Source organism: Roseateles sp. NT4, from assembly GCF_051857475.1.
Taxonomy (GTDB): domain Bacteria; phylum Pseudomonadota; class Gammaproteobacteria; order Burkholderiales; family Burkholderiaceae_C; genus Pelomonas.
In genome coordinates this window covers 1,005,668-1,029,984 of the sequence record NZ_JBPZGZ010000002.1, presented here as the reverse complement: position 1 = coordinate 1,029,984, position 24,317 = coordinate 1,005,668, and the positions used below count along the sequence as shown (strand labels likewise).

General features: G+C 69.2%; 23 protein-coding genes. 9 read left to right on the top strand and 14 right to left on the bottom strand.

Annotation, left to right across the window (positions count from 1 at the left end):
- Positions 1–3: 3 nt before the first annotated feature.
- The 3 genes from ACS5PN_RS14470 to ACS5PN_RS14460 form a co-directional block, all read right to left on the bottom strand.
- Positions 4–225 (bottom strand): hypothetical protein, encoded by a 222-nt coding sequence (locus tag ACS5PN_RS14470; RefSeq protein ID WP_439464669.1) that lies wholly within the window; start codon positions 223–225, stop codon positions 4–6.
- A gap of 133 nt (positions 226–358) precedes the next feature.
- A complete protein-coding gene (locus ACS5PN_RS14465) occupies positions 359–1,051 on the bottom strand; it encodes a glutathione S-transferase family protein (RefSeq protein ID WP_439464668.1) in 693 nt (230 codons plus the stop codon).
- The gene (locus tag ACS5PN_RS14460; protein ID WP_439464667.1) at positions 1,048–1,461 is read right to left on the bottom strand and encodes a DoxX family protein; all 414 of its coding nucleotides are present in this window, start codon (positions 1,459–1,461) and stop codon (positions 1,048–1,050) included. Before ACS5PN_RS14460 ends, ACS5PN_RS14465 begins: the two co-directional genes overlap by 4 nt.
- Before the next feature lie 92 nt (positions 1,462–1,553).
- Here ACS5PN_RS14460 and ACS5PN_RS14455 point away from each other — a divergent pair, with 92 nt between their 5' ends.
- Positions 1,554–2,426: a LysR family transcriptional regulator gene (locus tag ACS5PN_RS14455; RefSeq protein ID WP_439464666.1), complete on the top strand. Its 873-nt coding sequence runs from the start codon at positions 1,554–1,556 to the stop codon at positions 2,424–2,426.
- Here ACS5PN_RS14455 and ACS5PN_RS14450 read toward each other — a convergent pair.
- Positions 2,419–3,330 (bottom strand): LysR family transcriptional regulator, encoded by a 912-nt coding sequence (locus tag ACS5PN_RS14450; protein ID WP_439464665.1) that lies wholly within the window; start codon positions 3,328–3,330, stop codon positions 2,419–2,421. The two genes, ACS5PN_RS14455 and ACS5PN_RS14450, sit on opposite strands and share 8 nt — an antisense overlap.
- A 103-nt stretch (positions 3,331–3,433) precedes the next feature.
- On the opposite strand from ACS5PN_RS14450, the gene ACS5PN_RS14445 reads away from it, so the two are divergent.
- From ACS5PN_RS14445 to ACS5PN_RS14425, 5 genes are all read left to right on the top strand, one after another.
- Positions 3,434–4,327 carry an MBL fold metallo-hydrolase gene (locus ACS5PN_RS14445; RefSeq protein WP_439464664.1) on the top strand — a complete coding sequence of 298 codons (894 nt, stop codon included), beginning with the start codon at positions 3,434–3,436 and terminating at the stop codon, positions 4,325–4,327.
- A gap of 101 nt (positions 4,328–4,428) precedes the next feature.
- Complete coding sequence (locus tag ACS5PN_RS14440; RefSeq protein WP_439464663.1) at positions 4,429–6,594, top strand: heavy metal translocating P-type ATPase; 2,166 nt, start codon at positions 4,429–4,431, stop codon at positions 6,592–6,594.
- Positions 6,591–6,986 carry a Cu(I)-responsive transcriptional regulator gene (gene cueR / locus ACS5PN_RS14435; protein ID WP_439464662.1) on the top strand — a complete coding sequence of 132 codons (396 nt, stop codon included), beginning with the start codon at positions 6,591–6,593 and terminating at the stop codon, positions 6,984–6,986. The genes ACS5PN_RS14440 and cueR overlap by 4 nt, the downstream gene beginning before the upstream one ends.
- 59 nt (positions 6,987–7,045) lie before the next feature.
- Complete coding sequence (locus tag ACS5PN_RS14430) at positions 7,046–7,489, top strand: hypothetical protein (protein ID WP_439464661.1); 444 nt, start codon at positions 7,046–7,048, stop codon at positions 7,487–7,489.
- Positions 7,486–8,367, top strand: coding sequence for a DUF2145 domain-containing protein (locus ACS5PN_RS14425; protein WP_439464660.1), 882 nt, complete (start codon positions 7,486–7,488; stop codon positions 8,365–8,367). The genes ACS5PN_RS14430 and ACS5PN_RS14425 overlap by 4 nt, the downstream gene beginning before the upstream one ends.
- Positions 8,368–8,380: 13 nt before the next feature.
- Here ACS5PN_RS14425 and ACS5PN_RS14420 read toward each other — a convergent pair whose 3' ends face one another.
- Positions 8,381–8,953, bottom strand: a complete 573-nt coding sequence (locus ACS5PN_RS14420) for an ECF-type sigma factor (RefSeq protein WP_439464659.1) — start codon at positions 8,951–8,953, stop codon at positions 8,381–8,383.
- 115 nt (positions 8,954–9,068) lie between these two features.
- Here ACS5PN_RS14420 and ACS5PN_RS14415 point away from each other — a divergent pair, with 115 nt between their 5' ends.
- The 3 genes from ACS5PN_RS14415 (at position 9,069) to ACS5PN_RS14405 (ending at position 14,062) form a co-directional block, all read left to right on the top strand.
- On the top strand, positions 9,069–10,100 hold the full coding sequence (locus ACS5PN_RS14415) for a hypothetical protein (protein ID WP_439464658.1): 1,032 nt from the start codon (positions 9,069–9,071) through the stop codon (positions 10,098–10,100).
- Between the two features lie 31 nt (positions 10,101–10,131).
- Entirely contained in the window at positions 10,132–12,747 is a 2,616-nt protein-coding gene (locus tag ACS5PN_RS14410) for a protein kinase domain-containing protein (RefSeq protein ID WP_439464657.1), read from the top strand.
- A 160-nt stretch (positions 12,748–12,907) separates the two neighbouring features.
- Entirely contained in the window at positions 12,908–14,062 is a 1,155-nt protein-coding gene (locus ACS5PN_RS14405) for a helix-turn-helix transcriptional regulator (protein WP_439464656.1), read from the top strand.
- Between the two features lie 5 nt (positions 14,063–14,067).
- On the opposite strand, the gene ACS5PN_RS14400 is transcribed toward ACS5PN_RS14405, so the two are convergent.
- The 9 genes from ACS5PN_RS14400 to ACS5PN_RS14360 are packed head-to-tail and all read right to left on the bottom strand — an operon-like array spanning position 14,068 to position 24,303.
- A complete protein-coding gene (locus ACS5PN_RS14400) occupies positions 14,068–15,051 on the bottom strand; it encodes a LysR family transcriptional regulator (RefSeq protein ID WP_439464655.1) in 984 nt (327 codons plus the stop codon).
- Position 15,052: 1 nt separating this feature from the next.
- Positions 15,053–15,805: a FadR/GntR family transcriptional regulator gene (locus ACS5PN_RS14395; protein ID WP_439464654.1), complete on the bottom strand. Its 753-nt coding sequence runs from the start codon at positions 15,803–15,805 to the stop codon at positions 15,053–15,055.
- A 29-nt stretch (positions 15,806–15,834) separates the two neighbouring features.
- Complete coding sequence (locus ACS5PN_RS14390) at positions 15,835–17,730, bottom strand: glycoside hydrolase family 97 catalytic domain-containing protein (protein ID WP_439464653.1); 1,896 nt, start codon at positions 17,728–17,730, stop codon at positions 15,835–15,837.
- Positions 17,727–18,671, bottom strand: coding sequence for a glycoside hydrolase family 43 protein (locus ACS5PN_RS14385; RefSeq protein ID WP_439464652.1), 945 nt, complete (start codon positions 18,669–18,671; stop codon positions 17,727–17,729). Before ACS5PN_RS14385 ends, ACS5PN_RS14390 begins: the two co-directional genes overlap by 4 nt.
- Positions 18,668–20,191 carry an arabinosylfuranosidase ArfA gene (arfA, locus tag ACS5PN_RS14380; RefSeq protein ID WP_439464651.1) on the bottom strand — a complete coding sequence of 508 codons (1,524 nt, stop codon included), beginning with the start codon at positions 20,189–20,191 and terminating at the stop codon, positions 18,668–18,670. Before arfA ends, ACS5PN_RS14385 begins: the two co-directional genes overlap by 4 nt.
- Positions 20,191–21,501, bottom strand: a complete 1,311-nt coding sequence (locus ACS5PN_RS14375; protein ID WP_439464650.1) for an extracellular solute-binding protein — start codon at positions 21,499–21,501, stop codon at positions 20,191–20,193. The genes arfA and ACS5PN_RS14375 overlap by 1 nt, the downstream gene beginning before the upstream one ends.
- Entirely contained in the window at positions 21,498–22,334 is an 837-nt protein-coding gene (locus ACS5PN_RS14370) for a carbohydrate ABC transporter permease (RefSeq protein WP_439464649.1), read from the bottom strand. The genes ACS5PN_RS14375 and ACS5PN_RS14370 overlap by 4 nt, the downstream gene beginning before the upstream one ends.
- Positions 22,331–23,215 (bottom strand): carbohydrate ABC transporter permease, encoded by an 885-nt coding sequence (locus ACS5PN_RS14365; protein ID WP_439464648.1) that lies wholly within the window; start codon positions 23,213–23,215, stop codon positions 22,331–22,333. Before ACS5PN_RS14365 ends, ACS5PN_RS14370 begins: the two co-directional genes overlap by 4 nt.
- Positions 23,212–24,303: an ABC transporter ATP-binding protein gene (locus tag ACS5PN_RS14360; protein WP_439464647.1), complete on the bottom strand. Its 1,092-nt coding sequence runs from the start codon at positions 24,301–24,303 to the stop codon at positions 23,212–23,214. The genes ACS5PN_RS14365 and ACS5PN_RS14360 overlap by 4 nt, the downstream gene beginning before the upstream one ends.
- Positions 24,304–24,317 lie beyond the last annotated feature (14 nt).

Here is a 24,317-nt window from a genome sequence, read left to right as displayed (position 1 = left end):
GCCCTATTTCTTGGGCGCCGAGGCGGCGTCGGCGGCGGGCGGCGCGTCCTTGACCCAGGTGCCCTTGGCTGCGAGGCAGGCCTTCTTGTTCTTCGCCATGTCCATCGTGCCGTCAGCCGCCTTGCAATGGTGGTTCTGGCGCGTGCCAGCGGCGAGTGCCATGGAGGAGGCCGTGACCAGAGTCGCGGAGACCAGGGCGATGCGCAGCAATGTCGTGGAAGTCATCTTGGGTCCTTGGGTGTGTTGCGGCCAGTGATCACAAAAACTCTACTGCGGCGCACGCCCGGGATGTGTGTCCCAGTGTTGCGCCGCGGGCCTGATCCCTTGCGCCAAGCCGTCTGCCTCCGGCGGCGCCCGCTCAGGGGGACCAGTTCACCGCATCGCTCAAGCTCGGCTGTACGCCGCGCAGCCTCCGCGACAGCGCCGTACCGCGCTCGAGCAGAAAGCCGCGCAGCCTCTCGGCGTAGCCCACTGAAACCGCCTCTCGCACCGACGGCCTGCCAGCCAAGGCCTCGCGCCAGGCCTGCATGCGAGGCAGGCCATCGAACAAGCCATCCGGCGGAATGACGTCGAAGTAGCGGAAGACGGGACCGAAGACCGCGTCAACGAGGCCGAAGCGGCGGCCGGCGAACCAGGGGCCCTCTCCCAACTGGGCTTCCAACTGCTCAAAGCGCGATCGCAGGGCTCCATAGGCCTTGTCGAGCGCCGCGTCATCGACCGCGCTGTAAAGCACCGCGATGCCACTCAGCACGGCCGAGCCGAACTCCATCCAGGCCCGCTCGCGGGCCCGCGCCAGCGGCTCGGCCGGGTGCAGACGCGGCGCCTGGGTCTCGTCGAGGTATTCGCAGATGACGGCGGACTCGAAGATGGCCTCGCCGTCGACCCTGAGTACCGGCGTCTTGCCCAGCGGCGACAGGCGCTGGAACCAATCTGGCTTGTTCGACAGGTTCACATCCAGACGTTCAAAGGCCACGTTCTTCTCCTTCAGCACGATGGCGGCGCGCTGCACATAGGGACAGAGCGCATGGCTGATCAGCGTCAGCGAGCTCATGTCGCAGCTCCCAGCGTGAAGCGCTCGCTGCGCTTGAGGGCCGCGGCTCCGTCGCCGGCCAGCCACAGCACGACCGACACGGCAGCCAGGAAGACCGGGTACTCCCAGCCGCCACCGGGCGCATTGAAGACCCAGCCGTTGGGCAGGTGCACCCAGGTCGCGCCGAGCAGGATGGGCACCAGGCCAAGAGCGATCTGGCGCGGGTAGACGCCGAGCAGCAGCAGCACTCCGCCCAGGGCTTCTGCCGCGAAGACGACATAGGCCAAGGCACCCGGCAGGCCCTGGCCGGCAAAGAACTGCGCCGTGCCGGGCAGGGTGAAGACAAAGAGCTTGAGGCCCGCGTGGGCGAGGTACATCAGGCCCAGGGACAGGCGCAGCAGCAGCAGGCCGAGTGAGGTCGAGGAAGCCATGGAGCATCTCCAGAAAAGGTGTTGCGGTGCGGCAATGTAGGTAGGCGTATGGCGCATGAAAATACGCAAATCAGTCAACTCCGATTGCATCCATGCAATACGAACTCGCGCCCGCCGACCTCACCCTGGTGCTGGCCCTGCACCGCGCCGGCACACTGGCCGCCGCCGGCGAGAGGCTCGACGTCAATGCCTCCACGGTGTTTCGCATGCTGCAGCGCCTGGAGCGCGGACTGGGCCAGGCCCTGTTCGACCGCGGCCGACATGGCTACAAGGCCCTGGAGCTGGCGCGCGCACTCGCCGCCCAGGCCGAGCAGGTCGAAGCCGCGCTGGAAGCGGCCCGTGCGGCGGCCCAGGCCCAGCCGGGGCAGGCTGCCGGAACGGTGCGCATCACGACGACGGACACGCTGCTGCACGGCCTGCTGGCGCCCGCGCTCTCGGCGCTGCACCGTGAGCAGCCGCGGCTGCAGTTCGAACTGCACACGGGCAATGAGCTGGCCAGCCTGTCGCGGCGCGATGCCGACATCGCGCTGCGCGCGACGAGCAAGCCGCCGTCGCATCTGATCGGCCGCCGCGTCGGCCCCATCCGCGTCGCCCTCTATGCCGCGAGATCCAGCGCCATCAAGCACTGGGACCAGGTCGAGGCTGGCGACGTGGCCTGGGTGGCGCCGGATGACGGGCTGCCCGAACACCCCTCGGTGCGCTGGCGCCAGAAGCACTTCCCGACGCTGCAGCCGGCCTTCCGCACCGGCAGCGTGCAGAGCGTGGCCGAGCTGGTGGCGCTAGGCCTGGGCGTGGGCGTGCTGCCGCTTTTTCTCGCCGAGCCGCGGCGCGAGCTGCGCCGGCTGACCGAGCCGCTGGACGAGGCCGAGACCGAGCTCTGGCTGCTGACCCACCCCGAGACCCGCCATCTGCAGCGGGTGCAAGCGGTCTGGAGCCACCTCACCCAAACCCTGCAACTCAGCTGACGCGATCCCAGGGCGGCGTGTCGCCGCCACCAAAGCGCTCGGCCAGGAAGTCCACCAACAAGCGCAGCGCCAACGGCTGGTGCTGGCGCGAGAGGAAGACGGCGTGCACGCCCAGGGGCTCGGGCTCGTAGTCGGGCAGCAAGCCGACGAGGCGGCCTTCGCGCAGGTCTTCGCCGACGAAATAGGTCGGCAGGATGGCCAGACCGCCGCCGGCCAGCACCGCGCGACGCAACACGGCGGCGTCGTTGGTGGACAAGACGTCGGTGATGGGCAGCTCCATGACCTGGCCGGCATGGCGGAAGCGGTACTGGGCCGCGCTGACAAAGGTATGGGCCAGGCAGCGGTGGGCCGCCAGCGCCTCCAGCGTCTCGGGCCGGCCGCGTTCGGCCAGATAGCCCGGCGAAGCGCACAGCACCGAGCGGCACACGCCCAGCGGCCGCGTGATCAGCGTCGGCTCCAGCGTGTTGGTGATGCGCACGGCGAGGTCTATGCCTTCCGCCGCCAGGTCCACGCTGCGGTCGGCCACGGTCAGCGAGAAGCCCACCTGGGGATGCAGGCGCTGGAAGTCGATCAATGCAGGCGCGAGCTGGGCTTCGGCAAAGGACGGCGAGCAGGTGATGCGCAGCCGCCCCGAGGGCTCGCGCCGCGCGGCGCCGACCTGGTGGGCGACGTCTTCACTCAGGTCCAGCAGTTGGCGGCAGGACGCCAGCGCCGACTGCCCAGCCTCGGTCAGACTGAGCCGCCGTGTCGTGCGATGCAGCAGGCGCGCACCCAGCCAGGCCTCCATGGCGGCCAGGTAGCGGCTGACCATGGCGGTGGACATCTCCAGCCGGTCGGCGGCCTGGGTCAGGCTGCCCTGCTCGACGACGGTGACGAAGACGCGGGTGGCGGTCAGGCGGTCCATTGCAACGATTGATGCAATAAATATTCGATTGAAGCGGACTTTATCTACTGAACCGCGATAAATACAGTGAGTCCGTCGATTCAACCCCACCGGAAACACCGCCATGTCCTTCTTCCAGACCCGCCGCTTCGCCCGCCTGCTGTTGCCCACGCTGGCCGCCGTCGCCACCGGTGCCGCCCTGGCCCAGGCGCCGGCCTCGCCGCTGACCGTCAAGGTCTACAACGCCGACGCCGGCAGTTTCCATGTCAACGCCGTCGTCGTTAGCGGCAAGACCGAAGCCGTCGTCATCGACAGCGGCTTCACCCGCGCCGACGCCCTGCGCGTGGCCGCCAACGTGCTGGACAGCGGCAAGTCGCTGAAGGCCATCTTCATCAGCCAGGCCGATCCGGACTACTACTTCGGCGCCGAGGTGCTGAAGAGCCTCTTCCCCGAAGCCCAGCTGCTGACCACGCCGGCCGTGCGCGACAAGATCCAGGCCAAGCTGGCCGGCAAGCTGGCGTTCTGGGGACCCAAGATGGGCACCAATGCGCCGCGTCAGCCCGTCGTGCCCACGGCCATGACGGGCCAGACCCTGACCGTCGACGGCGAAGCCATCGAGGTGCGCGGCACCACCGGCCCGCTGGCCCATCGCCCCTGGGTGTGGATCCCGTCCAGCCGCGCCATCGTCGGCAATATCGCCGTTTTCGGCGGCCTGCATGTGTGGACGGCCGACACGCAAAAGCCTGCCGAGCGCGCGGCCTGGCAGGCTCAGCTGAACGAGATGCTGAGCCTGAAGCCCGCCCTCGTCGTGCCCGGCCACATGGCCGCCGGCACGGCCCTGGATGACAGCGCCATCCGCTATACCCAGGCCTATCTGCAACGCTTCGAGACCGAGCTGCCCAAGGCCGCCAACGCGAGCGCGCTGATCGCCACGATGCAGCAGGCCTACCCGCAGGCGGGCTTGGGGCTGGCGCTGGACATCGGTGCCAAGGTCAACAAGGGCGAGATGGCCTGGTAAGCCCCGGCCCTCGCGGGGCGAGGCCATTCGGCGGACACTGTTGACCTTCCCATCATGGGAAGGCTGAGGATGGCGACATCCATCCCACCGACATCACCCCGATGAGCCCCACTTCCGCCCTGAACGACGTGACGCTGCAGGTCAGCGGCATGAGCTGCGCGTCCTGCGTGCGCCGCGTCGAAAAGGCCTTGCAGGCCGTCCCCGGCGTGCAGCAGGCCAGCGTCAATCTGGCGACCGAGAAGGCCAGCATCCAGGCCCTGCCCAATGTGCCGGTCGCCGCGCTGACGGCCGCCCTCGACAAGGCCGGCTACCCGGCCACCGCCGTCGAGGCGGCCGCGCCGCCCGTACCCGAAGCCCGCGGCGGCCTGCCTGCCTGGTGGCCGGTAGCGCTCGGCGCCGTGCTGACCCTGCCGCTGATGCTGCCCATGCTGACGGGCCTCATGCTGCCCGGCTGGCTGCAGCTGCTGCTGGCCACGCCGGTGCAGTTCGTCCTCGGCGCGCGCTTCTACCGGGCCGGCTGGAGCGCCCTGCGCGCCGGCAGCGGCAACATGGACCTGCTGGTCGCTCTGGGCACGTCGGCGGCCTATGGCCTGTCGGTCTATCTGCTGGACCGCCACCCGGGCCATGGCCATCTCTATTTCGAGGCCTCGGCCGCCGTCATCACGCTGGTGTTGTTAGGCAAATTCCTGGAGCAGCGCGCCAAGCGCCAGACGACGGATGCCATCCGCGCGCTGAATGCGCTGCGGCCAGCCACGGCGCGGGTGCTGCGCGGTGACGTGGAGACCGAAGTGCCGGTGGCCGAAGTCCGCGTGGGCGACCTCGTCGCCGTGCGCCCGGGCGACCGCATCCCCGTCGACGGCGAGATTGTCAGCGGCCGCAGCCATGTGGACGAGTCGCTGATCACCGGCGAGAGCCTGCCCGTCGCCAGGAGCGAAGGCCAGCGTGTCACCGGCGGCGCCATCAATGCCGAGGGCGCTCTGACCGTGCGCACGACGGCCATCGGCGCCGAGACGGCCCTGGCCCGCATCATCCGCATGGTGGAGTCGGCGCAAGCCGCCAAGGCGCCCATCCAGCGCATCGTCGACCGCGTCAGCGCCATCTTTGTGCCGGTGGTGCTCGTCGTCGCCGCCCTGACCTTTGCCGGCTGGTGGTTCTACGCCGGCAACGCCGAGCAGGCCCTCATCAATGCGGTGGCCGTCCTCGTCATCGCCTGCCCCTGCGCCCTGGGCCTGGCCACGCCGACGACGCTGATGGCCGGCACCGGCGTCGCGGCCCGCCAGGGCATCCTCATCAAGGATGCCGAGGCCCTGGAGCTGGCCCATGCGGTCAGCGTCGTCGCCTTCGACAAGACGGGCACGCTGACGGTGGGTCAGCCCACGCTGAGCGCGGTGCTGCCGGCCGCAGGCGTGAGCCGCGAGGACGTGCTGCAACTGGCGGCGGCACTGCAACGCACGAGCAGCCACCCGCTGGCCTTGGCCGTGCTGTCCGAGGCCAAGGGCCTGCCCGCGCTTCCCGTCGAGCAGGCGCGCGCCCTGCCGGGCCGTGGTGTCGAGGGCCTCGTGCAAGGTCGCAAGCTCTCGCTCGGCAGCGCACGCCTCGCGCAGGAGCTGGGCGCCGAAGCCTCGGCCGATGCCGAGCGGTGGGAGGCCGAGGGCCACACCGTCTCCTGGCTAGTCGAAGGCAACCGCCTGCTCGGCCTGCTGGCCTTTGGCGATCGCATCAAGGACACCGCCGCCGAGGCAGTCGCGGAGCTGCAGGCCCGCGGCATCCGCACCGTCATGCTGACCGGCGACAGCCGCGGCGCTGCGGCCGGCGTGGCGCGCCAGCTCGGCATTACCGAAGTCCATGCCGAGGTGCTGCCCGGCGACAAGGCAGCCACGGTGCAGACCCTGCGCAACAGCGGCGCCGTCGTCGCCTTTGTCGGCGATGGCTTGAACGACGGTCCCGCGCTGGCCGCCGCGTCGGTGGGCTTTGCGATGGCCGGCGGCGCCGACGTGGCGACCGAAGCCGCCGGCGTCACGCTGATGCGTGGCGACCCACGCCTCGTCGTCGATGCCCTCGATATCTCGCACCGCACCTACGCCAAGATCCGCCAGGGCCTGTTCTGGGCCTTTGCCTACAACGTCGTCGGCATCCCGCTTGCGGCCTTCGGCCTGCTCAGCCCCGTCATTGCCGGCGCGGCCATGGCCTTCAGCAGCGTCAGCGTCGTCGCCAATGCGCTGACGCTGAAGCGCTGGCGCGGCAAGGCGGCCGGAGGAACGCCATGAACATCGGCGACGCAGCCCGTGCCTCGGGCGTGTCGGCCAAGATGATCCGGCACTACGAGAGCATCGGTCTGGTGCCGCCGCCGGCCCGCAGCGAGGCCGATTACCGCGTTTACGGCGAGCGGGAGCTGCACCTGCTGCGCTTCATCCGCCATTCGCGCGACCTGGGCTTCTCGCTGAAGCAGATCCGCGCCCTGCTCGGCCTGTGGCAGGACCGCGAGCGCCCGAGCCGCGAGGTGCGCGACCTGGCCCAGCAGCATCTTGATGAACTCGAGACCAAGCTCGCCGAGCTGCAGGCCATGAAGGCGACGCTGCAGCAGCTGGTGCACAGCTGCCATGGCGACGAGCGGCCCGACTGTCCCATCCTCGACTCGCTGGAAGACGGCTCGCGGTAACAAAGCGCTGACACATCCGCGCTATCGTTGGTCCTTCTCACCCTCATCACGAGCCCACGATGCGCCTCGTCCATCTCGCCCTCCCCGCCGTCCTGGCCCTGGCCACGCAGGCCGCCCTGGCCTCGTCCACCACGGCCTCGTCCGCCGCCGACGCCGGCTCATCCGCCTCGGGCAGCGTGTCGGACTCCTTCAAGGGCTCGTCCAACAGCAGCGCGGGCGGCGAACGCCGCGCCGAGGGCCGCTACCGCGTCACCGAGGTCGCCCAGGCTGACACAGCCGGCAAGCTGCGCCTGAAGCTGGAGCGCGAAGGCGCCGAGCCCGTCGAGCTGACCCTGCCCCAGCAGGCCCTGGCCGCCCGCACCGTCAGCGTCGGCGACGAGGTGCAGGCCACGACCCAGCCGTACGGCGTCGCCTTTGCGCACGCCGACACGGGCAAGGCCTTCTTTCTGGTGCTGGAAGACGCCTGGCATCGCGAGCTGGCCGCGCGCGTCGTCACGCCTTGATCCGGGCCGCCCTCGCGGCGGGCGCGCTGCTGGCGGCAGGCGCCGCCCAGGCCGGCGCACTCCCCCGAGGCTGTGACCCCCAGCGCGAGGTCTCCGCCGCCCAGCAGGACCAGCTGCTGCGCTTCACCGCCGTCATCCGCCAGGCATTGGCCGAATCCGGCAGCCCGGCGGCATTGATCGCGCGCTCAGGCACCGACCTGTCGCGCTTTGGCCTGCGCTATTCCCATGCCGCCGTGGCCCTGGCCTCGGGTCTGGACACCCCCTGGGCCGTGCGCCAGCTCTATTACGCCTGCGCCGAGGGTCAGCCCCGCCTGTTCGACCAGGGCCTGGCCGGCTTCATATCGGGCAGCGACGACGTCGACGTCGGCTATGTCACCCTGGTGCTGCTGCCGCCCGAGGCCGCCGCACCGCTGGCCGCCACCGCCCTGGACAAGCCCGTTGCGCTGGGCCTGCTGAACGCCCGCTACAGCGCCAACGCCTATCCCTTCAGCACGCAATACCAGAACTGCAACCAGTGGGTCGCCGAGCTGATCGCCGCAGCCGCGGGTGGCACCCGCACACGGGCCGATGCCCAGGCCTGGCTGCAGCGCGAGGGCTATGCGCCCGAACCCGTCCAGGTGCCGGGCTGGCTGATGGTGGCTGGCCACTTCATGCCCTGGTTGCATTTCGACGACCAGCCCCGCGAGCAACTGCGTGCCAGCGTCGTGCAGACCAGCCTGCCCGACAGCCTCGAGGCCTTGGCGCTGCGGCGCTGGCCGGCGGCGCGGCGCATCGAGTTCTGCCATGGCCCACAGGGCGTCGTGCAGCGCGAGGGCGGCGCGCCGCTGGCGGTGGGCTGCCGGCCGCAAGCGGGCGACCGGGTCGTCGCACTGGACTGAGCGGCTTCGGCGCCTAGCCGTCGGTCAGCTCGCGGTGCAGCCAGGCGCGCGCCAACGTCCAGTCGCGCTTGACCGTGGCCAGCGAGATGGCCAGCACCTCGGCGACCTCCTCGTTCTCCAGGCCGCCGAAGAAGCGCAGTTCGACGACCTTGGCCGCGCGGGCGTCCACGGCCTCCAGCGCCAGCAGGGCCTCGTGCACGGCCACCACGTCCCGGTCGGCGGGCAGCGCCAGCTGCTCCAGGCCCGACAACGTGATCGCCGCCCGCTCGGCCGCGCGCTTGTCGGCCCGCCACGCCAGCTCATGGTTGACGAGGATGCGCCGCATCATCATCGACGCCACGGCCAGGAAATGGCCGCGGTTGCGCCACTGGGTACGCGTCTGCGCCGCCAGCCGGAACCAGGCCTCATGCGACAGCGCCGTGGCCGACAGCGTGTGGCCAGCCGCCTCGTGGCGCAGATGGCCCCGCGCCAGGCGGCGCAGTTCGTCGTAGAGCACTGCGAACAGGTGGTTGCCGACGCCATCGGCATCGGCGGCCTGCTGGTTGAGCCAGACGGTCACATCGGACAGGGGCAGTTCTTCGCTCATCGATGCCACATCCTAGCGGCGGGTGTTTTTGAATCTCCGTGAGCCTTTTGGCGCCGCCACGTGGCGTAAGCAGACAGGTCCGGCTTTTTCCGGCTTTTTCGCGATGAGGTTCACCATGCGACCCGCTCCCCGACCCAAAAACCTGGCTCCGCTCTCCCTGCTGCTGACCACCGCCTTGGTCGCCTGCGGTGGCGGTGGCGATCCCGCGCCTGATCCGGCAGCCGCTGCGCCCGCGGCACCCGCACCCGCACCCGCACCCGCACCTGCACCTGCACCTGCACCTGCACCTGCACCTGCACCCGCGCCAGCGCCAGCGCCGGCCCCAGCACCCGCACCTGCGCCTACGCCGGCTCCAGCTCCCGCACCGACTCCCGCGCCTGCACCCGCTCCCACGCCTGCACCGGCCCCGGCGCCCGCCGCCGGCAACGAGTGCGTGCCGCTGGTCGCCAAGGCCGGCGATTCGCTGACGCTGCGCCAGACCTCCAGCCAGGCCGGCTCCACGACGATGACGGTGAAGTACGACTTCACGGCCGGCAGCTACAAGGGCCAGACGGCGACGGTCGCCACGCTGACCGCCAACGGTCTCGCCGGCGGCAAGGTCTATCTGGACCCGGTCACCGGCGCCGTGCTCGGCGAGGACGCGGCGGCGGCCGGTGCCAACGACACCGTCACCACCTATGACCCGCCCGACTGGCAGCAGCGCCTCACCGCCGCCGGCATCCCGGGCGGCGGCAGCGGCAAGATCAATGTCACGGCCACCATCACCGGCAAGAGCGTCACCGACGGCTTCGCGTCGCTGGGCGGCGCCACCGCGGTCGTCCTGAAGTACGAGTTCCAGGTCAACCGCGACGCCAACGAGACGGTCACGACGCTGGCGGGCAGCTTCGCCAACTCGTGCAAATACCGCGTCGAGTTCACGGTCAAGGACTTCCAGGTCCAGGGGCCGGCCGCGTCCAGCCCGCTGCTGGCGGCGGTGCTGCCGCTGATGAAGGACGCCTTCGCGGCGCCGACGCAGGTGACGCTGTGGACCACCAATGCCGTGCCCTTCATGATGCCCAAGAACGTCACGACGATCACGCTGCCGGCACCGACGGGCGTGGTGACCAGCACCCAGGAGCTGATCGCCCTGACCAAGGCGCCGCGCTGAGCGGGCACCCCGGGGCGGGCACACTGAGGGCATGACGACGCCGAAGTGCCCCCCCGAGCAATGGCCGGCCGTGCGGCGCCTGTTCGACGCGGCGCTGGACCTGCCGACGGGCGAGCGTGCCGCCTGGCTGCGCGCCAGCGGCGAGCCGGCCGAGGCGGTGGCCGAAGTGCTGTCGCTGCTGACCCATGACCCCGGGGCCACCCAAGACGCGGCCGACTTCCTCGCGACGCCGGCCATCGCCAGCGGCCACGCCGGCCTGCGCCTCGGGCCCTGGCGGCTGACGGCCCCGCTGGGCAGCGGCGGCATGGGCGAAGTCTGGCTGGCGCAGCGCGACGACGGCGCCTACGAGGGCGAGGCCGCCATCAAGCTGCTCAAGCGCGGCATGGACTCGGCCGCCGTGCTGCAGCGCTTCGCCCAGGAGCGCCAGGCGCTGGCGCGGCTGGACCATCCCCACATCGCGCGCCTGATGGACGCCGGCCTCAGCCCCCAGGGCCTGCCGTACTTCGTCATGGAAAGGGTGCAGGGCCGGCCCATCGACGCCGCCTGCGACGGGCTGCCGCTGGAGGCCAGGCTGCGGCTGTTCCTGCAACTGGCCGACGCGGTGGCCCACGCCCACCGCCATCTGCTGGTGCACCGCGACCTCAAGCCGGGCAATGTATTGGTGACGGATGACAGCCAAGTCAAGCTGCTGGACTTCGGCATCGCCAAGGCGCTGGACCCCGAGGATGCCGAGCACACCCAGGCCCGCCCCTTCACGCCCAGCCACGCCAGCCCCGAGCAGGTGCGCGGCGAGCCGGTCGGCACCGCCACCGACGTCTACTCCCTCGGCGTGCTGCTCTATCAGCTGCTGACCGGCCAGCGCCCCTATGGCCGCGAAGCGCAGACACCGCAGGCCCTGGCCCAGGCCGTGCTGAACGAAACGCCGACGCGGCCGTCCAGCCTCGGCGAACCGCGCGAGCCCTCGGCCGGCTGGTGGCGCACGCGCGAGCGCCTGAAGGGCGACCTCGACAACATCCTGCTGAAGACGCTGGAGAAGGACGCGGCGCGCCGCTATGTCAGCGTGGACGCGCTGGCCGCCGACCTGCGCGCCCATCTTGCAGGCCATCCCGTCAGCGCCCGGGCGCCGACACCGGGCTATATCGCGGCGCGCTTCGTCAGGCGTCACCGGCTCGCCGTCGGGCTCGCCGGCATCGCCGCGCTGGCCCTGGTCGTCGGCCTCGCCGGCACGCTGTGGCAGATGCGCGAGGCCCACGCCGCCCAGGCGCGCGCCGAGGCCCGCTTCACGCAGCTGCGCGAGCTGGCACGCCAGCTCGTCTTCCGCTATCACGACCAGATCGCCCAGCTGCCGGGCAGTCTCGCCACCCGCGAGGCCCTGCTGCAAGATGCGCTGCGCTACCTCGACGGCCTGGCCGCCGAACTCGGCCCCGATCTCGCCCGCCAGCCGGCGCTGGCACGCGAGCTGGCCGAGAGCTATTCGCGCATCGCCGAGCTGCAGGGCGACGGCTTTTCCCCCAGCCAGGAAAGGCTGGACGCCGCCCGGCGCGACATCGACAAGGCCATCGCGCTGCAGCCCTTCTACCTGGCCGCCGTCGCGCGTGACGCTATCGCGCTGCGCGAGGCAGCCGACATGTTCCAGGGTCGCGCCCTGCTGGCCAGCCGCGCCGGCCGGCTCAGCGACAGCGTCGCGGCCCTGCAGCGTGCCCGGGCCCTCAACCAGCAGGTGCTGGCGCTGGATCCGCGCGATCCGCAAAGCCTGGCCCAGCTCGCCACGGTCACCGGCCGCCTGGGCCTGATCCAGGGCGGCAATCCGATGCAGGCCCAGCTCGGGGACCTGGCAGGGGCCGGTCGTCTGCTGACCGAGGCCGTCGAGCTGTTCGCAAAGCTGCGCGCACTGCAGCCCGACTCTGCCGAATGGGCGCATGAAGCGGCCTGGGGCCACCAGCTGCGCGCCAACTGGGCCGTGCTCAACGGCGACCTGGCCCTGGCCAGGCGCGACATCGTCGCCGTGCTCGAGCTGCGTGCCGCCGCCGTGCGTATCGATCCGCAGAACAGCAACTACCGCTACCAGCGGGTGCCGGCACACATCTCGGCCGCCCGCATTGCCAGCCTCGCCGGCGAACACGAAGAGGCCACGCGCCAGCTTGGCGAAGCCCGCACCGCGCTGCGGCAGGAGCTGGCGCGCGACCCGCACAACCAGGCGGCCCAGCGCGACCTTGCCCTGCTGGGCCTGAGCGAGGCCCGCGCCCGCTGGGAGGCCAGCCCCAGCCCCGCGGCTGCCCGCGCGCTGCGCGACTCGCTGTACGCCTTCCCTCCCGCCAGCGCGCTGGCCGGCGACTTCTACCTCAGCCGCTGGCGCGCCGAAGCCGCCTGGTGGGCCGGCCGCGCCAGCGACAGGCCGGCCGACAAGCTGCGCCTCGCCCGCGAGGCCGAGGCCTTGATGCAGGACGAGTCCAGCCAGGGCGACAACGCCAGCCGCCGCTGGATGCAGGCCCTGGCCCTGGGCCTGCAGGCCGAGGCCGAGCAGGACGCCGGTGACGCGGCGGGCGCAGCGGCGAGTGCCGCCCGGGCGGTGGAACTCTGGGGCGACACGGTCCCGGCGTTCTACCGCGACGAGGCCGAACGGGCACGCCGCATCGCCGGCCGGTGAATCCACAGAAGTGATGGTTTCGATTGGCGCCCGTCACGCGGCGTCGCTAGCATCGCGCCGCCCATGGGGAGGAAGCCAGGGGGCGCATGCCGGCGACACCGTTGGAAACGGATCCTTCGACCGGCTTGTCCTGGCAACCGACAAAAAACGATCCACTTCGATGATCGACAACGGTCTGACAGACACGCCGCTCGCCAGCTTTGACCTGCTGCTCGGTCTTCTCTATGAAGCCGTGCTGGCGCCCGAGGGTTTCCAGGCTTTCATCGAGACCTGGTGCGATGCGTTTGACCTGAAAGCCGCGCAGCTGATCATCCGCAACGAGAGCAGCCAGGAAGCCAAGGTCCTGTGGACACACGGGTTCGACTTGCGATGGCTGGAAAGCTATGCGCTCGTCTACGCGCCAGAGGATTTGTTGGCGATGCAGATGAGGGAGGCTCCGATCGCCTCGTTCTACGCCAGCAACCTCGATATTCCCCATCCCGAACGCTTTCCGCAAACGCGCTTCTACAAGGAATGGATCGTCCCGCAAGGCGTGGCCTATGCCGCAGGCGGCACCATCCTGCGCGAGGGACCTTGGCTGACCCAGGTTTTCTTGCAGCGATCGCCCAGCCAGCCGCCCTTCAGCCGTGGCGAGATCGATGTGTTCAACCGTCTGGTGCCGCATATGCAGCGCGCCTTCCAGATGCGGCAGCGCTTCACCGACATGCAGCTGGGGCAGAACCTGCTGGCCAGCAGCCTGGACGTGCTCGCCATGCCGACCCTGCTGTTCGACGAGTTCGGCCGGCTGGCACACAGCAACCGCAGCGCCGACACGCTGCTCGCGAGCCGGCAGGCGCTGTGGGTGGAGCACGGGCATCTGGTGACCCGCGATGCCGAGGCGACGCGCAGCCTCAACCTCGAACTGACCAAGGTGCTGCGCGCCAGCCAGGGCCAGGGATCAGTGCTGAACGGCGTCGTGTCCCTGCCGCGGCGCGGCCGCACGCCGCTGGTGCTGATGCTGGCGCCGTTGCGGCTGAAGGACGAGGCCCGCATGCAGGGCGCCGCACTGCTCTTCGTCTTCGACCCCGAGGCCACGCCCAGCATCACGGCCGACACGGTGCGCCAGCTGTTCGGCCTCAGCAAGCGCGAGGCCGAGCTGGCCGCCGCCCTGTGCTCCGGCCTCACGCTGGACGACCTGGCCGCGGAGCGCGGCACCTCCATCAACACCGTCCGGTCGCAGCTGAAGAGCGTCTTCAACAAGACCGGCACCAGCCGCCAGGCCGATCTGGTCTCGCTGCTGCTGGCCAGCCCGGCCTATTTCCTGGCCCAGGAATGAGCCGCTCAATAGAGGTCGCGCGCTGCCGACCTGACCTCGTGCAGCAGCTGCCGCGCGCCGGGGGACATCAGATGCCCTTCGCGGGTGATGATGCCGAAGGCGTCCATGTGGCAGGGCAGGTCGATGGGCAGGATGGCCAGCACATTGAGTGACGCGTAGTAGCGCGCCACTTCCACCGGCATCACATGCAATGAATCGGTCTGCTGCAGCAGGGCGGTGATGAGCAGCAGGGCCGTCGTGTCGACGTTGTTGGACGGCGGCTCCAGCGCGGCGCGGCGGAACATCAGCTCCCAGCGGTGGCGCAGCACGCTGCCGGGCGGCGGCAGGATCCAGGGCTGGTCGGCCAGGTCGGCGAGCTTGAGGTTGTCTTCCTTGAGCAGCGGGTGGCCGACGCGCGCGACGGCGCAGGCGGGCTCGACGGTCAGCTCCTCGTAGTGCAGGCCGGCCGCGTCTTCCTCTTCGACGATGCGGCCGATCATGAAGTCGAGCTTGCCCCGCTGCAGCATGTCCAGCAGCTGCTTGCTCGACTCCATGTGCACGCCGATGCGCAGCCTGGGCGCCTGCAGCTTGATGCGCGCGATGGCGCGCGGCAGCAGGCCCATGGCCGGGGTCATGATGACGCCGACCTCGACCTGGCCGGCCAGGCCGTTCTTCAGCGACACGATGTCGTCATGGGCCGCCGACAGCGACGTCAGCGCCATGCGGGCGTGGCGGATCATGGTCTCGCCGTAGAGCGTGGGCTCCATGCCGCGCGGGTGGCGCTCGAAGAGCTTCACGTCCAGCATGTCCTCCAGGTCCTTGAGCTGCTTGGACGCGGCCGGCTGCGTCATGCACAGCACCTCGGCGGCGCGGTGGATGTTGCGCTCGTCGTCCAGCGCGATCAGCAGCAGCAGCTGGCGCGTCTTCAGGCGCGCACGCAGGAACCAGTTGGGATTGGGGCTGGCGTCGGTCAGCGACGCGCCGTTGTCTTCGTCGTCGTCGCGTGCCATATCAAGCCAAGTTCACGCGGCCGTCGGCGGCCAGCACGGTGTTGATGTCGTCGCCGGTTTCCTCCAGCTGCACCAGCGTGGCCTGGCGGGCGCCGACGGCGTCACGCGCCTGCAGGGCCGTCAGGATGGCCTTGTGGCGCGGCAGGGAAAGGTCGTGCGTATTCGGCAGCTGGCTGGACAGGATGATGGACTCGCGCAGGGCCAGCGACAGCATGTTGCCGATATAGGCCAGCAGGTCGTTGCCGGTGGCCTCGGCGATGCGGCGGTGGAAGGCCAGGTCGGGCTCCAGCAGCTCGGCCGTCGTCTTGGCAGCGGCCATGCCTTCGTAGGCTGTGGCGATGCCGGCCAGCTGCTCTTCGGTGGCGGCGCGGGCGGCCAGGGCGGCGGCGGCAGGTTCGAAGATGCGGCGCACTTCCAGCAGGGTCTGCACGAAGTCGCGCTGGGGCCGGGACTGGATGAGCCAGTACAGCACGTCGGGGTCGAGCAGATGCCACTCGTTGCGCGGCCGGACGATGGCGCCGGCGCGCTGGCGCGACACCACCAGCCCCTTGGCGACGAGCACGCGCACGGCCTCGCGCAGCACGGGGCGGCTGATCTCGTAGCGCTCCAGCAGCTGGGCCTCGGGCGGCAGCTTGTCGCCGGGCTTAAACTCGCCGCCGACGATGGCCAGGCCCAGCTCGCTGACGATGCGGCCATGCTGGCTCTTGCCCTCGGGTTGGGCGCTGTAGGTGGAGTGATCGGCTCGAGTCTTCATCAGCGGCAGGCGATCGAACAAAGCGCGCATTATGGAAAGCGGGCGACAAAGCCACCCTTGGGGGAAAGCGTGAGCTGGGCCGCGGGTGCCGCCAGCTTGCCTTCGATGAAGTCGCGCGGACCCTCACCATCGCTGATGAGCTGGCCCTGGCGCTTGCCGAGCCAGCTCAGGTCCAGTTGAACATCGCGCGAGTTGTCGTCGGCGTTGAGGCCGGCGATGAACCACTGCTTGCCGGCGCGGCGGGCCAGCACGACGAACTTGCCGGGCTCACCGTCGAGGAAGCGCACCTCGTCCCAGTGCCGTGGCAGCTCGCGCAGCAGCGTCTTCACAAAGGCCGGCACCGTGGCCATGCCCTCTGGCGTCTCGGCGTAGTGCTGGATGCCCGACAGGAAGATCACGCTCTCGGCCAGCTCGAAACCATTGCGTGTCGCGCGCTGGATGTTGGGGATGTCGCCAAACACCATGGGCGTGAAGTCCATGGGGTCGAAGAGGTTGCGCGCGAAGGGCAGCATGGCCGCATGACGGGCGACCTTGTCCTGGTCGTCCTGCGTGAAGGTGGCGAACTCGAAACCCTTCACGGCCTCGGTCGTCAGCAGGTTGGGATAGGTGCGGCTCCAGCCGCGCGGCAGCGTGGCGCCGTGGAAGTTCAGCAGCAGGCCAGCCTCCGCCGTTTCCTTCAGCAGGTCGACGTAATAGGCCTGCATGGACGCGCCGTCGCCGCCGAAGAAGTCGACCTTCAGCCCCTTGATGCCGATGGCCTTCACGCGGGCGAACTCCTTGGCACGGTCGGCCTGGGTCAACAGCGCGCTCTTGGGGCTGTACTCGGTGTCGTTCCAGGCGCCCGAGGAGTTGTACCAGGCCAGCAGGCCAACGCCCTGGGCCCTGGCGTAGTCGGCCAGCTCCTTCATCCTGGCGTCGCCGATCTTGCGATCCCAGTCGGCGTCCACCAGCGTGTAGGGCCAGTGCATGTCGGCGGCGTAGTCGATGAAGCGTTTTTGCACCTCGAACACCGTGCCGTCGTCCTTCAGCAGGGCCCAGCTCCACGAGGCGGGGCCGGGCTTGAGCTTGGCCTTGTCGAAGGCGACGGCAGGCGCGGCGAGGTCGGTGCCCAGCGTCGACTCCATGACCGTCTTCAACGGGCCGATGGCGAGCACGCGCCAGGGCGTCATCAGCGGGCCGTCGATGTCGGCCAGCAGACCGCCGCCAGTATTGACCTCGCTGGCCTCGGGGAGGCCGATGCGATAGGTGCCTCCGGTGGAGTCGCTGGCCAGGCGCGAGGCGTGGAAACGCCCGTCCATGCCGGCCTCGGTGATGGCGACCCAGTTGGCGCCCGAGCGGAACAGCGCGGGGAAGACCCAGCCCGCATGAGAGGGGGCGGCGGTGCCGACGGGGATGTCGGCCTGGTAATGCTCTTCGTAGGAGGGGTTGGTGCGCTTCCAGCCCGTCTTGGCGACGGACATGGGCTGCAGCCAGGCGCGGACTTCGGGTGTGAAGGCGAAGCTGGTCAGCTCGTCCTTGAAGGTCTTCCGGCCAGCGCCGTCGATCGTGTAGCGCAGCGCCAGGCCGTCGTTGGAGGCGCGCAGCGTGAGGACGAGCTGCTGGCCGGCGGCATTGGCGAGGGTGAAGCGCTGCTCGTTGGCGCGGTAGTCGATGCTGCTCTTCTTGCCAGCCGCCAGCGTGTACTGCTCGCGATGAGTCTTGACCGGCGATGTGTCCAGGAGCTTGAGGCCGTTGGCGTAGTCGCCCTGCTCCAGCACGAGGCCCAAGCGCGATGCCAGCAGCACCGGCTGGCCGGCGCGCTGCGCCGTGTAGACCAGCTGCTGCTGGTCGTTGACCGACACGTCGACCTGGAGCTGGCCGTCGGGGCTGCTCAGCGCTTGTGCCAAGGCGGGGATGGCGAGCAGGAGCGAGGCGATAAGTTTCATGGCGAGTAGAGGCCGTCGGCGACCGGCGTTCCGAAGTCGGGGAAGCCGTCGTCGCGCCAGCCGAAAGCCTGCACGCGCGCGTGGCGGTTGGGGTCGTTGAGCGGGTCGCCGACGATGTCGCGGTAGTTGCGGGCGTGATAGACCAGCAGATCGATCTGGCCGTCGGGCGTTGTCGTGAAGCTGTTGTGGCCGGGGCCGAACTGACCGACGGATTCATCCGTCTTGAACACTGGCGCGGGCGACTTGTGCCAGCTCTTGGGGTCGAGCAGATCGGCGTTCTCGTCGGCCCACAGCAGGCCCATGCAGTAGTTGGCGTCGGTCGCAGCGGCCGAGTAGGCGATGAAGACGCGGCCGTGGCGCTTCAGCAGGGCCGGGCCCTCGTTGACGCAGAAGCCGATGCGTTCCCAGGCCAGGTCCGGCCGCGTGATGACGACGGGCTCGCTCTTCAAGGTCCAGGGGTTGGCCATCTCTGCGAGGTAGAGGTTGCTCTCCGTCGGCGGGCTCTTCTGCGCCCAGCACAGATAGCGCTTGCCCTGGTGCTCGAAGGGTGTGGCGTCCAGCGAGAAGCCGTCCTCGGGCGTGATGATCTGGCCACGCTCCACCCAGGCGTCGCGCAGCGGATCGTCGCCTTCGCACTCCAGCACATACATGCGCAGCTTCCAGATGTCGTCGCGCTCGCTGGCGGCGAAGTAGACATACCAGCGGCCGTCGATGCGATGCAGCTCGGGCGCCCAGACATGGAAGCTCATAGCTCCGCTGTCGTGCTTGCGCCAAATCACCTTGGCGGGAGCGGTGGTCAGACCGGGAATGCTGTCGGCGCTGCGGATCTCGATGGCGTCGTAGCTGGGCACCGAGGCGGTGAACCAGTAGCGGCCGTCGACCCGACTCAGATGCGGGTCGGCGCGCTGTTCGATGAGGGGGTTGTTCCAGCTGCTGTTCATGCGCGAACGGCTTTCGTGACGATGACGTTCCAGGAGGCGGGCCTCAGCTTCACGCGGAGTTGCTCGCCTTCGATCGCAATGCCGTCGAGAGCTTGGGGAGCGACGCGTTCGGGCGCGTCTGCGGTGTTGGTGGCGTCGAGATCCGTCGAATGCAGTTGCTCGGCCTTCACCAGCTCGCGAGCCAAGCCCAGGCCGCGCAGCGTGATGGACAGGTCCATCTCGTCAGTGAGGCTGCGGTTCAGCAGGAAGACCGCCGTCTGTCCCCTGGCCGCGTCATCGACGACGCTGGCGCACAGATAGGGCAGCTCGCCATGCCTGGTGTTGGCATAGCCGGGAGACTTGACCACCGCGCGCAGCACCTCGCCATGCGCCCAGCGCGCAGCCTGTGCGAAGGGATGAAAGATCGTCTGCCGCCAGGCCGCGCCACCGGGCTCGGTCATGATGGGCGCGATGACATTGCAGAGCTGGGCCATGCAGGCGACCTTGAGCCGGTCGGCATGGTTCATGAACATGGTCAGCATGCCGCCGATGAGCAGCGCGTCCTCGGCCGTGTAGACCTCTTCCAGCAACGGCGGCGCTTCGGGCCAGCCGGCTTGCTTGAGGTGCTCGCCATGGCGGGCGCGGTACCAGACGTTCCATTCGTCAAAGGACAGCTTGAGTCGCTTGGTGGAGCGCTTGCGTGTCGCGACCGAATCCGCAATCGCCACCGTGTCCTCGATGTAGCGCGCATTCGTCTCAATCTGCGCGAGGAAGCTCTCGGTGCTCGTATCCGCAGGAGGCTTCACGAAGTAGCTGTGCAGCGACAGGTAGTCGACGAACTCGAAGCAGTGCTCCAGCACGCGGTCTTCCCAGGCACCGTAGCTCGGCATGTCGTAGGCCGAAGAGCCGCAGGCGGCCAGCTCGATGCTCGGGTCCACCCAGCGCATCAGCTTGGCGGTCTCCTTGGCGATGCGGCCGTACTCTTCCGGGCTCTTCTGGCAGATCTGCCAGGGGCCGTCCATCTCGTTGCCCAGGCACCAGAACTTGATGCCCAGCGGCTCCTCGGCGCCATGGCTGCGGCGCAGGTCCGACAACGCCGTGCCGCCGGGATGGTTGCAGTACTCGAGGTAGTGGCGCGCTTCGTCGGGCCCGCGCGTGCCGAGGTTGACGCCGAACATGGGCTCGATGCCGACCTTGCGGCACCATGCCATGAACTCGTGCGTCCCAACCTGATTGGTCTCGGTCGAGAACCAGGCCAGGTCCAGCCGCCGCGGGCGTTGGTCCTTCGGCCCGACTCCGTCTTCCCAGTTGTAGCCCGACATGAAGTTGCCGCCGGGATAGCGCACGATGGTGGCACCCAGCTCCCGGGTCAGCTCCGCCACGTCGCCACGAAAGCCGTGCTCGTCGGCCGTGGGGTGGCCGGGCTCGTGGATGCCGTTGTAGACGCAGCGGCCCAGGTGTTCGACGAAGACGCCGAACAGGCGACGGTCCAGCGGCGCGACGGAGAAATCGCGGTCGACGATGAGTTGGGCTTCAAACATCAGCGGCGTGCCTTCTTCAATGCCTTGTTGACCCGCTTCTCGACGCTGGCCTGCACTTCTTCCATGGGCTTGCCGGAGATCATCACGTTGGCCACGTCCTCGCCGATCAGCAGCTCGATGGCGCGCTGGGTCGGCACATTGCCCGGCATGCCGATGCCGGTCTGGGTGATCTCGGTCAGGGCCTCGCGCATGGGCAGGGCGCGGAAGGCGGCACTCTCGGCCACGGTCTTGCTGACGGGCAGATGGCCGGTGCGCGACCACTCGGCGCTGCGCTCCCAGACGAACTTCAGGAACTTGACGCTGGCCTCATGCGCCTTGGCATCCTTGGCGCCGCCCTTGAACAGCGCCCAGGAGTGGCCGTCGGCAAACACCGCCGGCTTGGCGTAAAGCTGCGGGAAGGGCTTCACCACATAGGCGCCCTGCAGCTTGGACTCGGGCTTCTGCGATTCGCGCAGGAACTGGTCGATGGTCCAGGTGCCGACGACGACCACACCCGCCTCGCCGTTCAGGAAGGCCTGGTTGGCGGCGGCGTAATCAAGGTTGGGCCGCACATGGCCTTCGCGATACAGCGTCTGCATCAGCGTCAGCGCGTTGACGACGGCGGGCTGGTGCATGTTGATGGTCTTGCCGTCGTCGGAGAACAGCTTCGCGTTCTGCTGCGCGACCAGGGTCAGGAAGGTGCGGTCGTTGGCCGCCGTCTCGTTGGCCACGGCCCAGGCGAAATAGGGCTTGCCGGTGCGCTGCTTGAACTGGCGCGCCTGGGCCAGCAACTCCTCGGGTGAGCGCGGCAGCTCGCTGAGCCCGGCCTTCTTCATCAGGCCGGTGTTGATGTGCCAGAGCCAGGCCCAGGTGTCGAAGGGCAAGGCATAGGTCTGGCCGTTGAAGGCAGTGCCGCGGCGCGCGTGCTCGGTGAAGTCGTCCACCGGCACACCCACGCGCTTGAAGTCCTCATCGAGCGGCAGCACCAGCTTGCGGCGCACATAGTCGCCCAGGGCGGACTCGTGCATGACGGCGACGGTCGGGATGTCCTTGGCCACCAGCCGCGCGGTGAGCTGGTCGTAATAGGGCCCCCATTCGCCGATCTGCGTCTTGACGACGATGTCGGGGTGGGTGGCGTTGAACTCGTTGACGAGCGCCGTGACGATGCCGCACTCGCCCAGTCCCTCGGACGTCTTCACCACCTGGCCGTACTGCGCCTCGCAGCTGCCGAAGAAGCGCATCAGCGTGATCTCGGTTTTTTCACCCGAGTTGTCCTTCGCCCCGCAGGCAGCGAGCAGCGCGGCGAACAGGCAGATCAGGAGTCGCTTCATGCCTTGCCCGTCCCGGCCACGGCCGTCACCAGATGGCGCTGGAAGAAGAGATACAGCATCAGGGCCGGCATGCCGGCGAACACGGCCTGCGCCATCAGGAAGCCAAGCCCCTCGGACTGTGCGAAGTTGGTTTGCGTGGAGGCCAGGCCGCGGGTCAGCGTGTACATGTCCGGCTGGGTCGCGATGACCAGCGGCCAGAGGTAGTCGTTCCAGCAGGCCAGGAAGGTGAAGATGCCGAGCGTCGCCTGCGCTGGCAGCGTCAGCGGCAGGATGATGGTCAGAAAGGTCTTGAAGCGCGAGGCGTTGTCCAGCAGCGCGGCTTCTTCCAGCTCGGCCGGGATGGCCTTGAAGTACTGCGTCATCAGGTAGACGCCGAAGGGCGCCGCCAGGCCGGGCAGGGCGAGGCCGGCAATGGTGTTCTGCAGGTTCCACTCCGAGAACAGGCGGTGCAGCGGGATGAAGACCGACTGCGCCGGCACGGCCAGGCCGAACATGACAAGGGCGAACAGCCACTTGCGGCCGGGGAACTCGCAACGCGCAAAGCCATAGCCGGCCAGGGACGACAGCACCAGCACACCCACGGTCTGCAGCAGCGCCACCAGCGCGCTGTTGCCCAGCCAGCGGAAGACCTGTGAGGTCTGCAGGATGTCCAGGTAGTTGGCCAGCGTGTAGGGCGGCGCCAGGAAGACGTCGGTGCGCGTCAGCAGGAACTCGTTGGGCTTGAAGGAAAGCGCCAGCACCCACAGCAGCGGCGCCATCCAGGCCAGGGCCAGCAGGGTCAGCGCGACCATCACGAAGCGGTCGAACCAACCGCGGCGCAGCAGCGGGTTCATCGCTGGCCTCCCTTGTCGCGTTCCAGCCAGAGCTGGGTGGAAACGCCGATCAGCATGATGGCCAGCAGCACCTGCGAAGCGGCCGTGGCATAGCCCAGCGAGAGCTGCATGAAGGCCTGCTCGTAGATGAACTGCACGACCGAGCGTGTCGTGTTGTTGGGCCCGCCATTGGTCATCAGCATGATCTGCGGGAAGACCTGGAACTGGCGGATCACCTCGATGAGGGCTACGAGGATGATGGCGCGCTTGAGGCTGGGCAGGGTGATGTGGGTCAGCACGCGCCAGCGCGGCGTGTTGTCCAGCGCGGCGGCCTCGTAGATGTCCGAGGGAATCTGCTGCAGGGCCGACAGGAACATGATCATCGGCAGGCCGATGATCCACCAGACCGTAACGAGGGCCACGGTCAGCAGCGCGAGGTTGTCACTGGTCAGCAGCGGCAGTTCGGGCAGGCCCAGGGCCGCAAAGAATTGCGCGATGAGGCCGCGCTCGGGCATGAGTGCCAGCTTCCACACCAGCGTGATCAGCGTGACGGAGAACACCGACGCGCAGAAGAAGGTGGCGCGCAGGAAGGTCGCGAGCTTGCCTTGGCGATTCAGCGCCAGGGCCAGCATCAGCGACAGCACGACGAAGATGGGCGTGCTGATGGCCACGAAGCGAATCGTGTTCCAGACGACCTGGTGGAAGACCTCGTCGCCCCACAGCTCCTGATAGTTGGCCAAGCCCACCCACAGGCTGTCGTCGGACAGCAGGTCGTGGTCGTGGAAGCTGATCCACACGCCCTTGGCCAGCGGCCACAGCAGCAGCAGCACGTAGAGCGCCACGAAGGGCAGCACGAAGAGGGCATAGGCCGGGCGCGAGGCGCGCAGGCCGACCGCGCTCATGCCAATGACTCCTGCGCGTGATAGGCACGACCGCTCTCGTCGAAGAGGTGCGCCTCGGCCACGTCGACGCTGACGGCCACGTACGCGCCCAGCTTGGGCGAGACACCCGCCGGCACGGTGACGATCAGCGGCGTGTCGCCTTCCAGCTTGAGATGGGCCAGCGTGCGCTCGCCGAGGAACTCGACCAGCTCGACGCGGCCGCGCAGTGGGCCTTGTTCGGCCACGCGCAGGTTCTCGGGACGGATGCCCAAGGTCAGGCCTTGAGCGGGCAGCCCTTCAGCCGCGACACGCGTCGTGACCCATTGGCCTCCGGGCACCGTCACGACCACGCGGCCGCGGTCGTCCGGCGCGCGTTGCACCGGCACAAAGCCCATGCCCGGCGTGCCGATGAAGCTGGCGACAAAGCGCGTAGCGGGCCGGCGATACAGCTCGGCCGGCGTGGCGACCTGCTCGATGGCCCCACCCTTCATGACGACGATGCGCGTGGCCAGCGTCATGGCCTCGATCTGGTCATGGGTGACGAAGACCATGGTCGCGCCCAGGCGCTGGTGCAGCTGGGCCAGCTCCAGCCGTGTGCGGCCACGAAGCGCCGCGTCAAGATTCGACAGCGGCTCGTCGAACAGGAAGATGCCCGGCTCCTTGACTACCGCACGGCCGATGGCGACGCGCTGGCGCTGGCCGCCGGAGAGCTGGCCGGGCTTGCGGTCCAGCAGCGTGTCCAGCTCCAGCATGCGGGCCGACTCGGTGATGCGCTTGGCGATCTCGTCGGCCGGGATGCCGATGTTCTTCAGCCCGAAGGCGAGGTTGTCGCGCACCGTCATGTGCGGGTAGAGGGCGTAGTGCTGGAACACCATGGCCAGGTTGCGCTGGCCCGGCGGGGCGACGGTCACGTCGCGGTCGCCGATCAGGATGCGGCCGCCCGTCACTTCCTCCAGGCCGGCCACCATGCGCAACAGGCTGGTCTTGCCGCAGCCCGAGGGGCCGAGGAAGACGACGAACTCGCCTTCGGCCACGTCCAGCGACAGGTTCTCGATGACCTGCACCGCGCCATAGCGCTTGCAGACGTTCTCCAGCTTCAGGCCAGCCACGGTGGGTCTCCGGT

What these genes read in the sequence shown, in the direction of transcription:
- cueR (WP_439464662.1), top strand. Translation starts at nt 6,591, where the DNA reads ATGAACATCGGCGACGCAGCCCGTGCCTCGGGCGTGTCGGCCAAGATG.
- ACS5PN_RS14465 (WP_439464668.1), bottom strand. Translation starts at nt 1,051, where the DNA reads ATGAGCTCGCTGACGCTGATCAGCCATGCGCTCTGTCCCTATGTGCAG.
- ACS5PN_RS14410 (WP_439464657.1), top strand. Translation starts at nt 10,132, where the DNA reads ATGACGACGCCGAAGTGCCCCCCCGAGCAATGGCCGGCCGTGCGGCGC.
- ACS5PN_RS14455 (WP_439464666.1), top strand. Translation starts at nt 1,554, where the DNA reads ATGCAATACGAACTCGCGCCCGCCGACCTCACCCTGGTGCTGGCCCTG.
- ACS5PN_RS14430 (WP_439464661.1), top strand. Translation starts at nt 7,046, where the DNA reads ATGCGCCTCGTCCATCTCGCCCTCCCCGCCGTCCTGGCCCTGGCCACG.
- ACS5PN_RS14365 (WP_439464648.1), bottom strand. Translation starts at nt 23,215, where the DNA reads ATGAGCGCGGTCGGCCTGCGCGCCTCGCGCCCGGCCTATGCCCTCTTC.
- ACS5PN_RS14400 (WP_439464655.1), bottom strand. Translation starts at nt 15,051, where the DNA reads ATGGCACGCGACGACGACGAAGACAACGGCGCGTCGCTGACCGACGCC.
- arfA (WP_439464651.1), bottom strand. Translation starts at nt 20,191, where the DNA reads ATGTTTGAAGCCCAACTCATCGTCGACCGCGATTTCTCCGTCGCGCCG.
- ACS5PN_RS14385 (WP_439464652.1), bottom strand. Translation starts at nt 18,671, where the DNA reads ATGAACAGCAGCTGGAACAACCCCCTCATCGAACAGCGCGCCGACCCG.
- ACS5PN_RS14450 (WP_439464665.1), bottom strand. Translation starts at nt 3,330, where the DNA reads ATGGACCGCCTGACCGCCACCCGCGTCTTCGTCACCGTCGTCGAGCAG.
- ACS5PN_RS14445 (WP_439464664.1), top strand. Translation starts at nt 3,434, where the DNA reads ATGTCCTTCTTCCAGACCCGCCGCTTCGCCCGCCTGCTGTTGCCCACG.
- ACS5PN_RS14390 (WP_439464653.1), bottom strand. Translation starts at nt 17,730, where the DNA reads ATGAAACTTATCGCCTCGCTCCTGCTCGCCATCCCCGCCTTGGCACAA.
- ACS5PN_RS14440 (WP_439464663.1), top strand. Translation starts at nt 4,429, where the DNA reads ATGAGCCCCACTTCCGCCCTGAACGACGTGACGCTGCAGGTCAGCGGC.
- ACS5PN_RS14460 (WP_439464667.1), bottom strand. Translation starts at nt 1,461, where the DNA reads ATGGCTTCCTCGACCTCACTCGGCCTGCTGCTGCTGCGCCTGTCCCTG.
- ACS5PN_RS14470 (WP_439464669.1), bottom strand. Translation starts at nt 225, where the DNA reads ATGACTTCCACGACATTGCTGCGCATCGCCCTGGTCTCCGCGACTCTG.
- ACS5PN_RS14395 (WP_439464654.1), bottom strand. Translation starts at nt 15,805, where the DNA reads ATGAAGACTCGAGCCGATCACTCCACCTACAGCGCCCAACCCGAGGGC.
- ACS5PN_RS14375 (WP_439464650.1), bottom strand. Translation starts at nt 21,501, where the DNA reads ATGAAGCGACTCCTGATCTGCCTGTTCGCCGCGCTGCTCGCTGCCTGC.
- ACS5PN_RS14420 (WP_439464659.1), bottom strand. Translation starts at nt 8,953, where the DNA reads ATGAGCGAAGAACTGCCCCTGTCCGATGTGACCGTCTGGCTCAACCAG.
- ACS5PN_RS14415 (WP_439464658.1), top strand. Translation starts at nt 9,069, where the DNA reads ATGCGACCCGCTCCCCGACCCAAAAACCTGGCTCCGCTCTCCCTGCTG.
- ACS5PN_RS14370 (WP_439464649.1), bottom strand. Translation starts at nt 22,334, where the DNA reads ATGAACCCGCTGCTGCGCCGCGGTTGGTTCGACCGCTTCGTGATGGTC.
- ACS5PN_RS14405 (WP_439464656.1), top strand. Translation starts at nt 12,908, where the DNA reads ATGATCGACAACGGTCTGACAGACACGCCGCTCGCCAGCTTTGACCTG.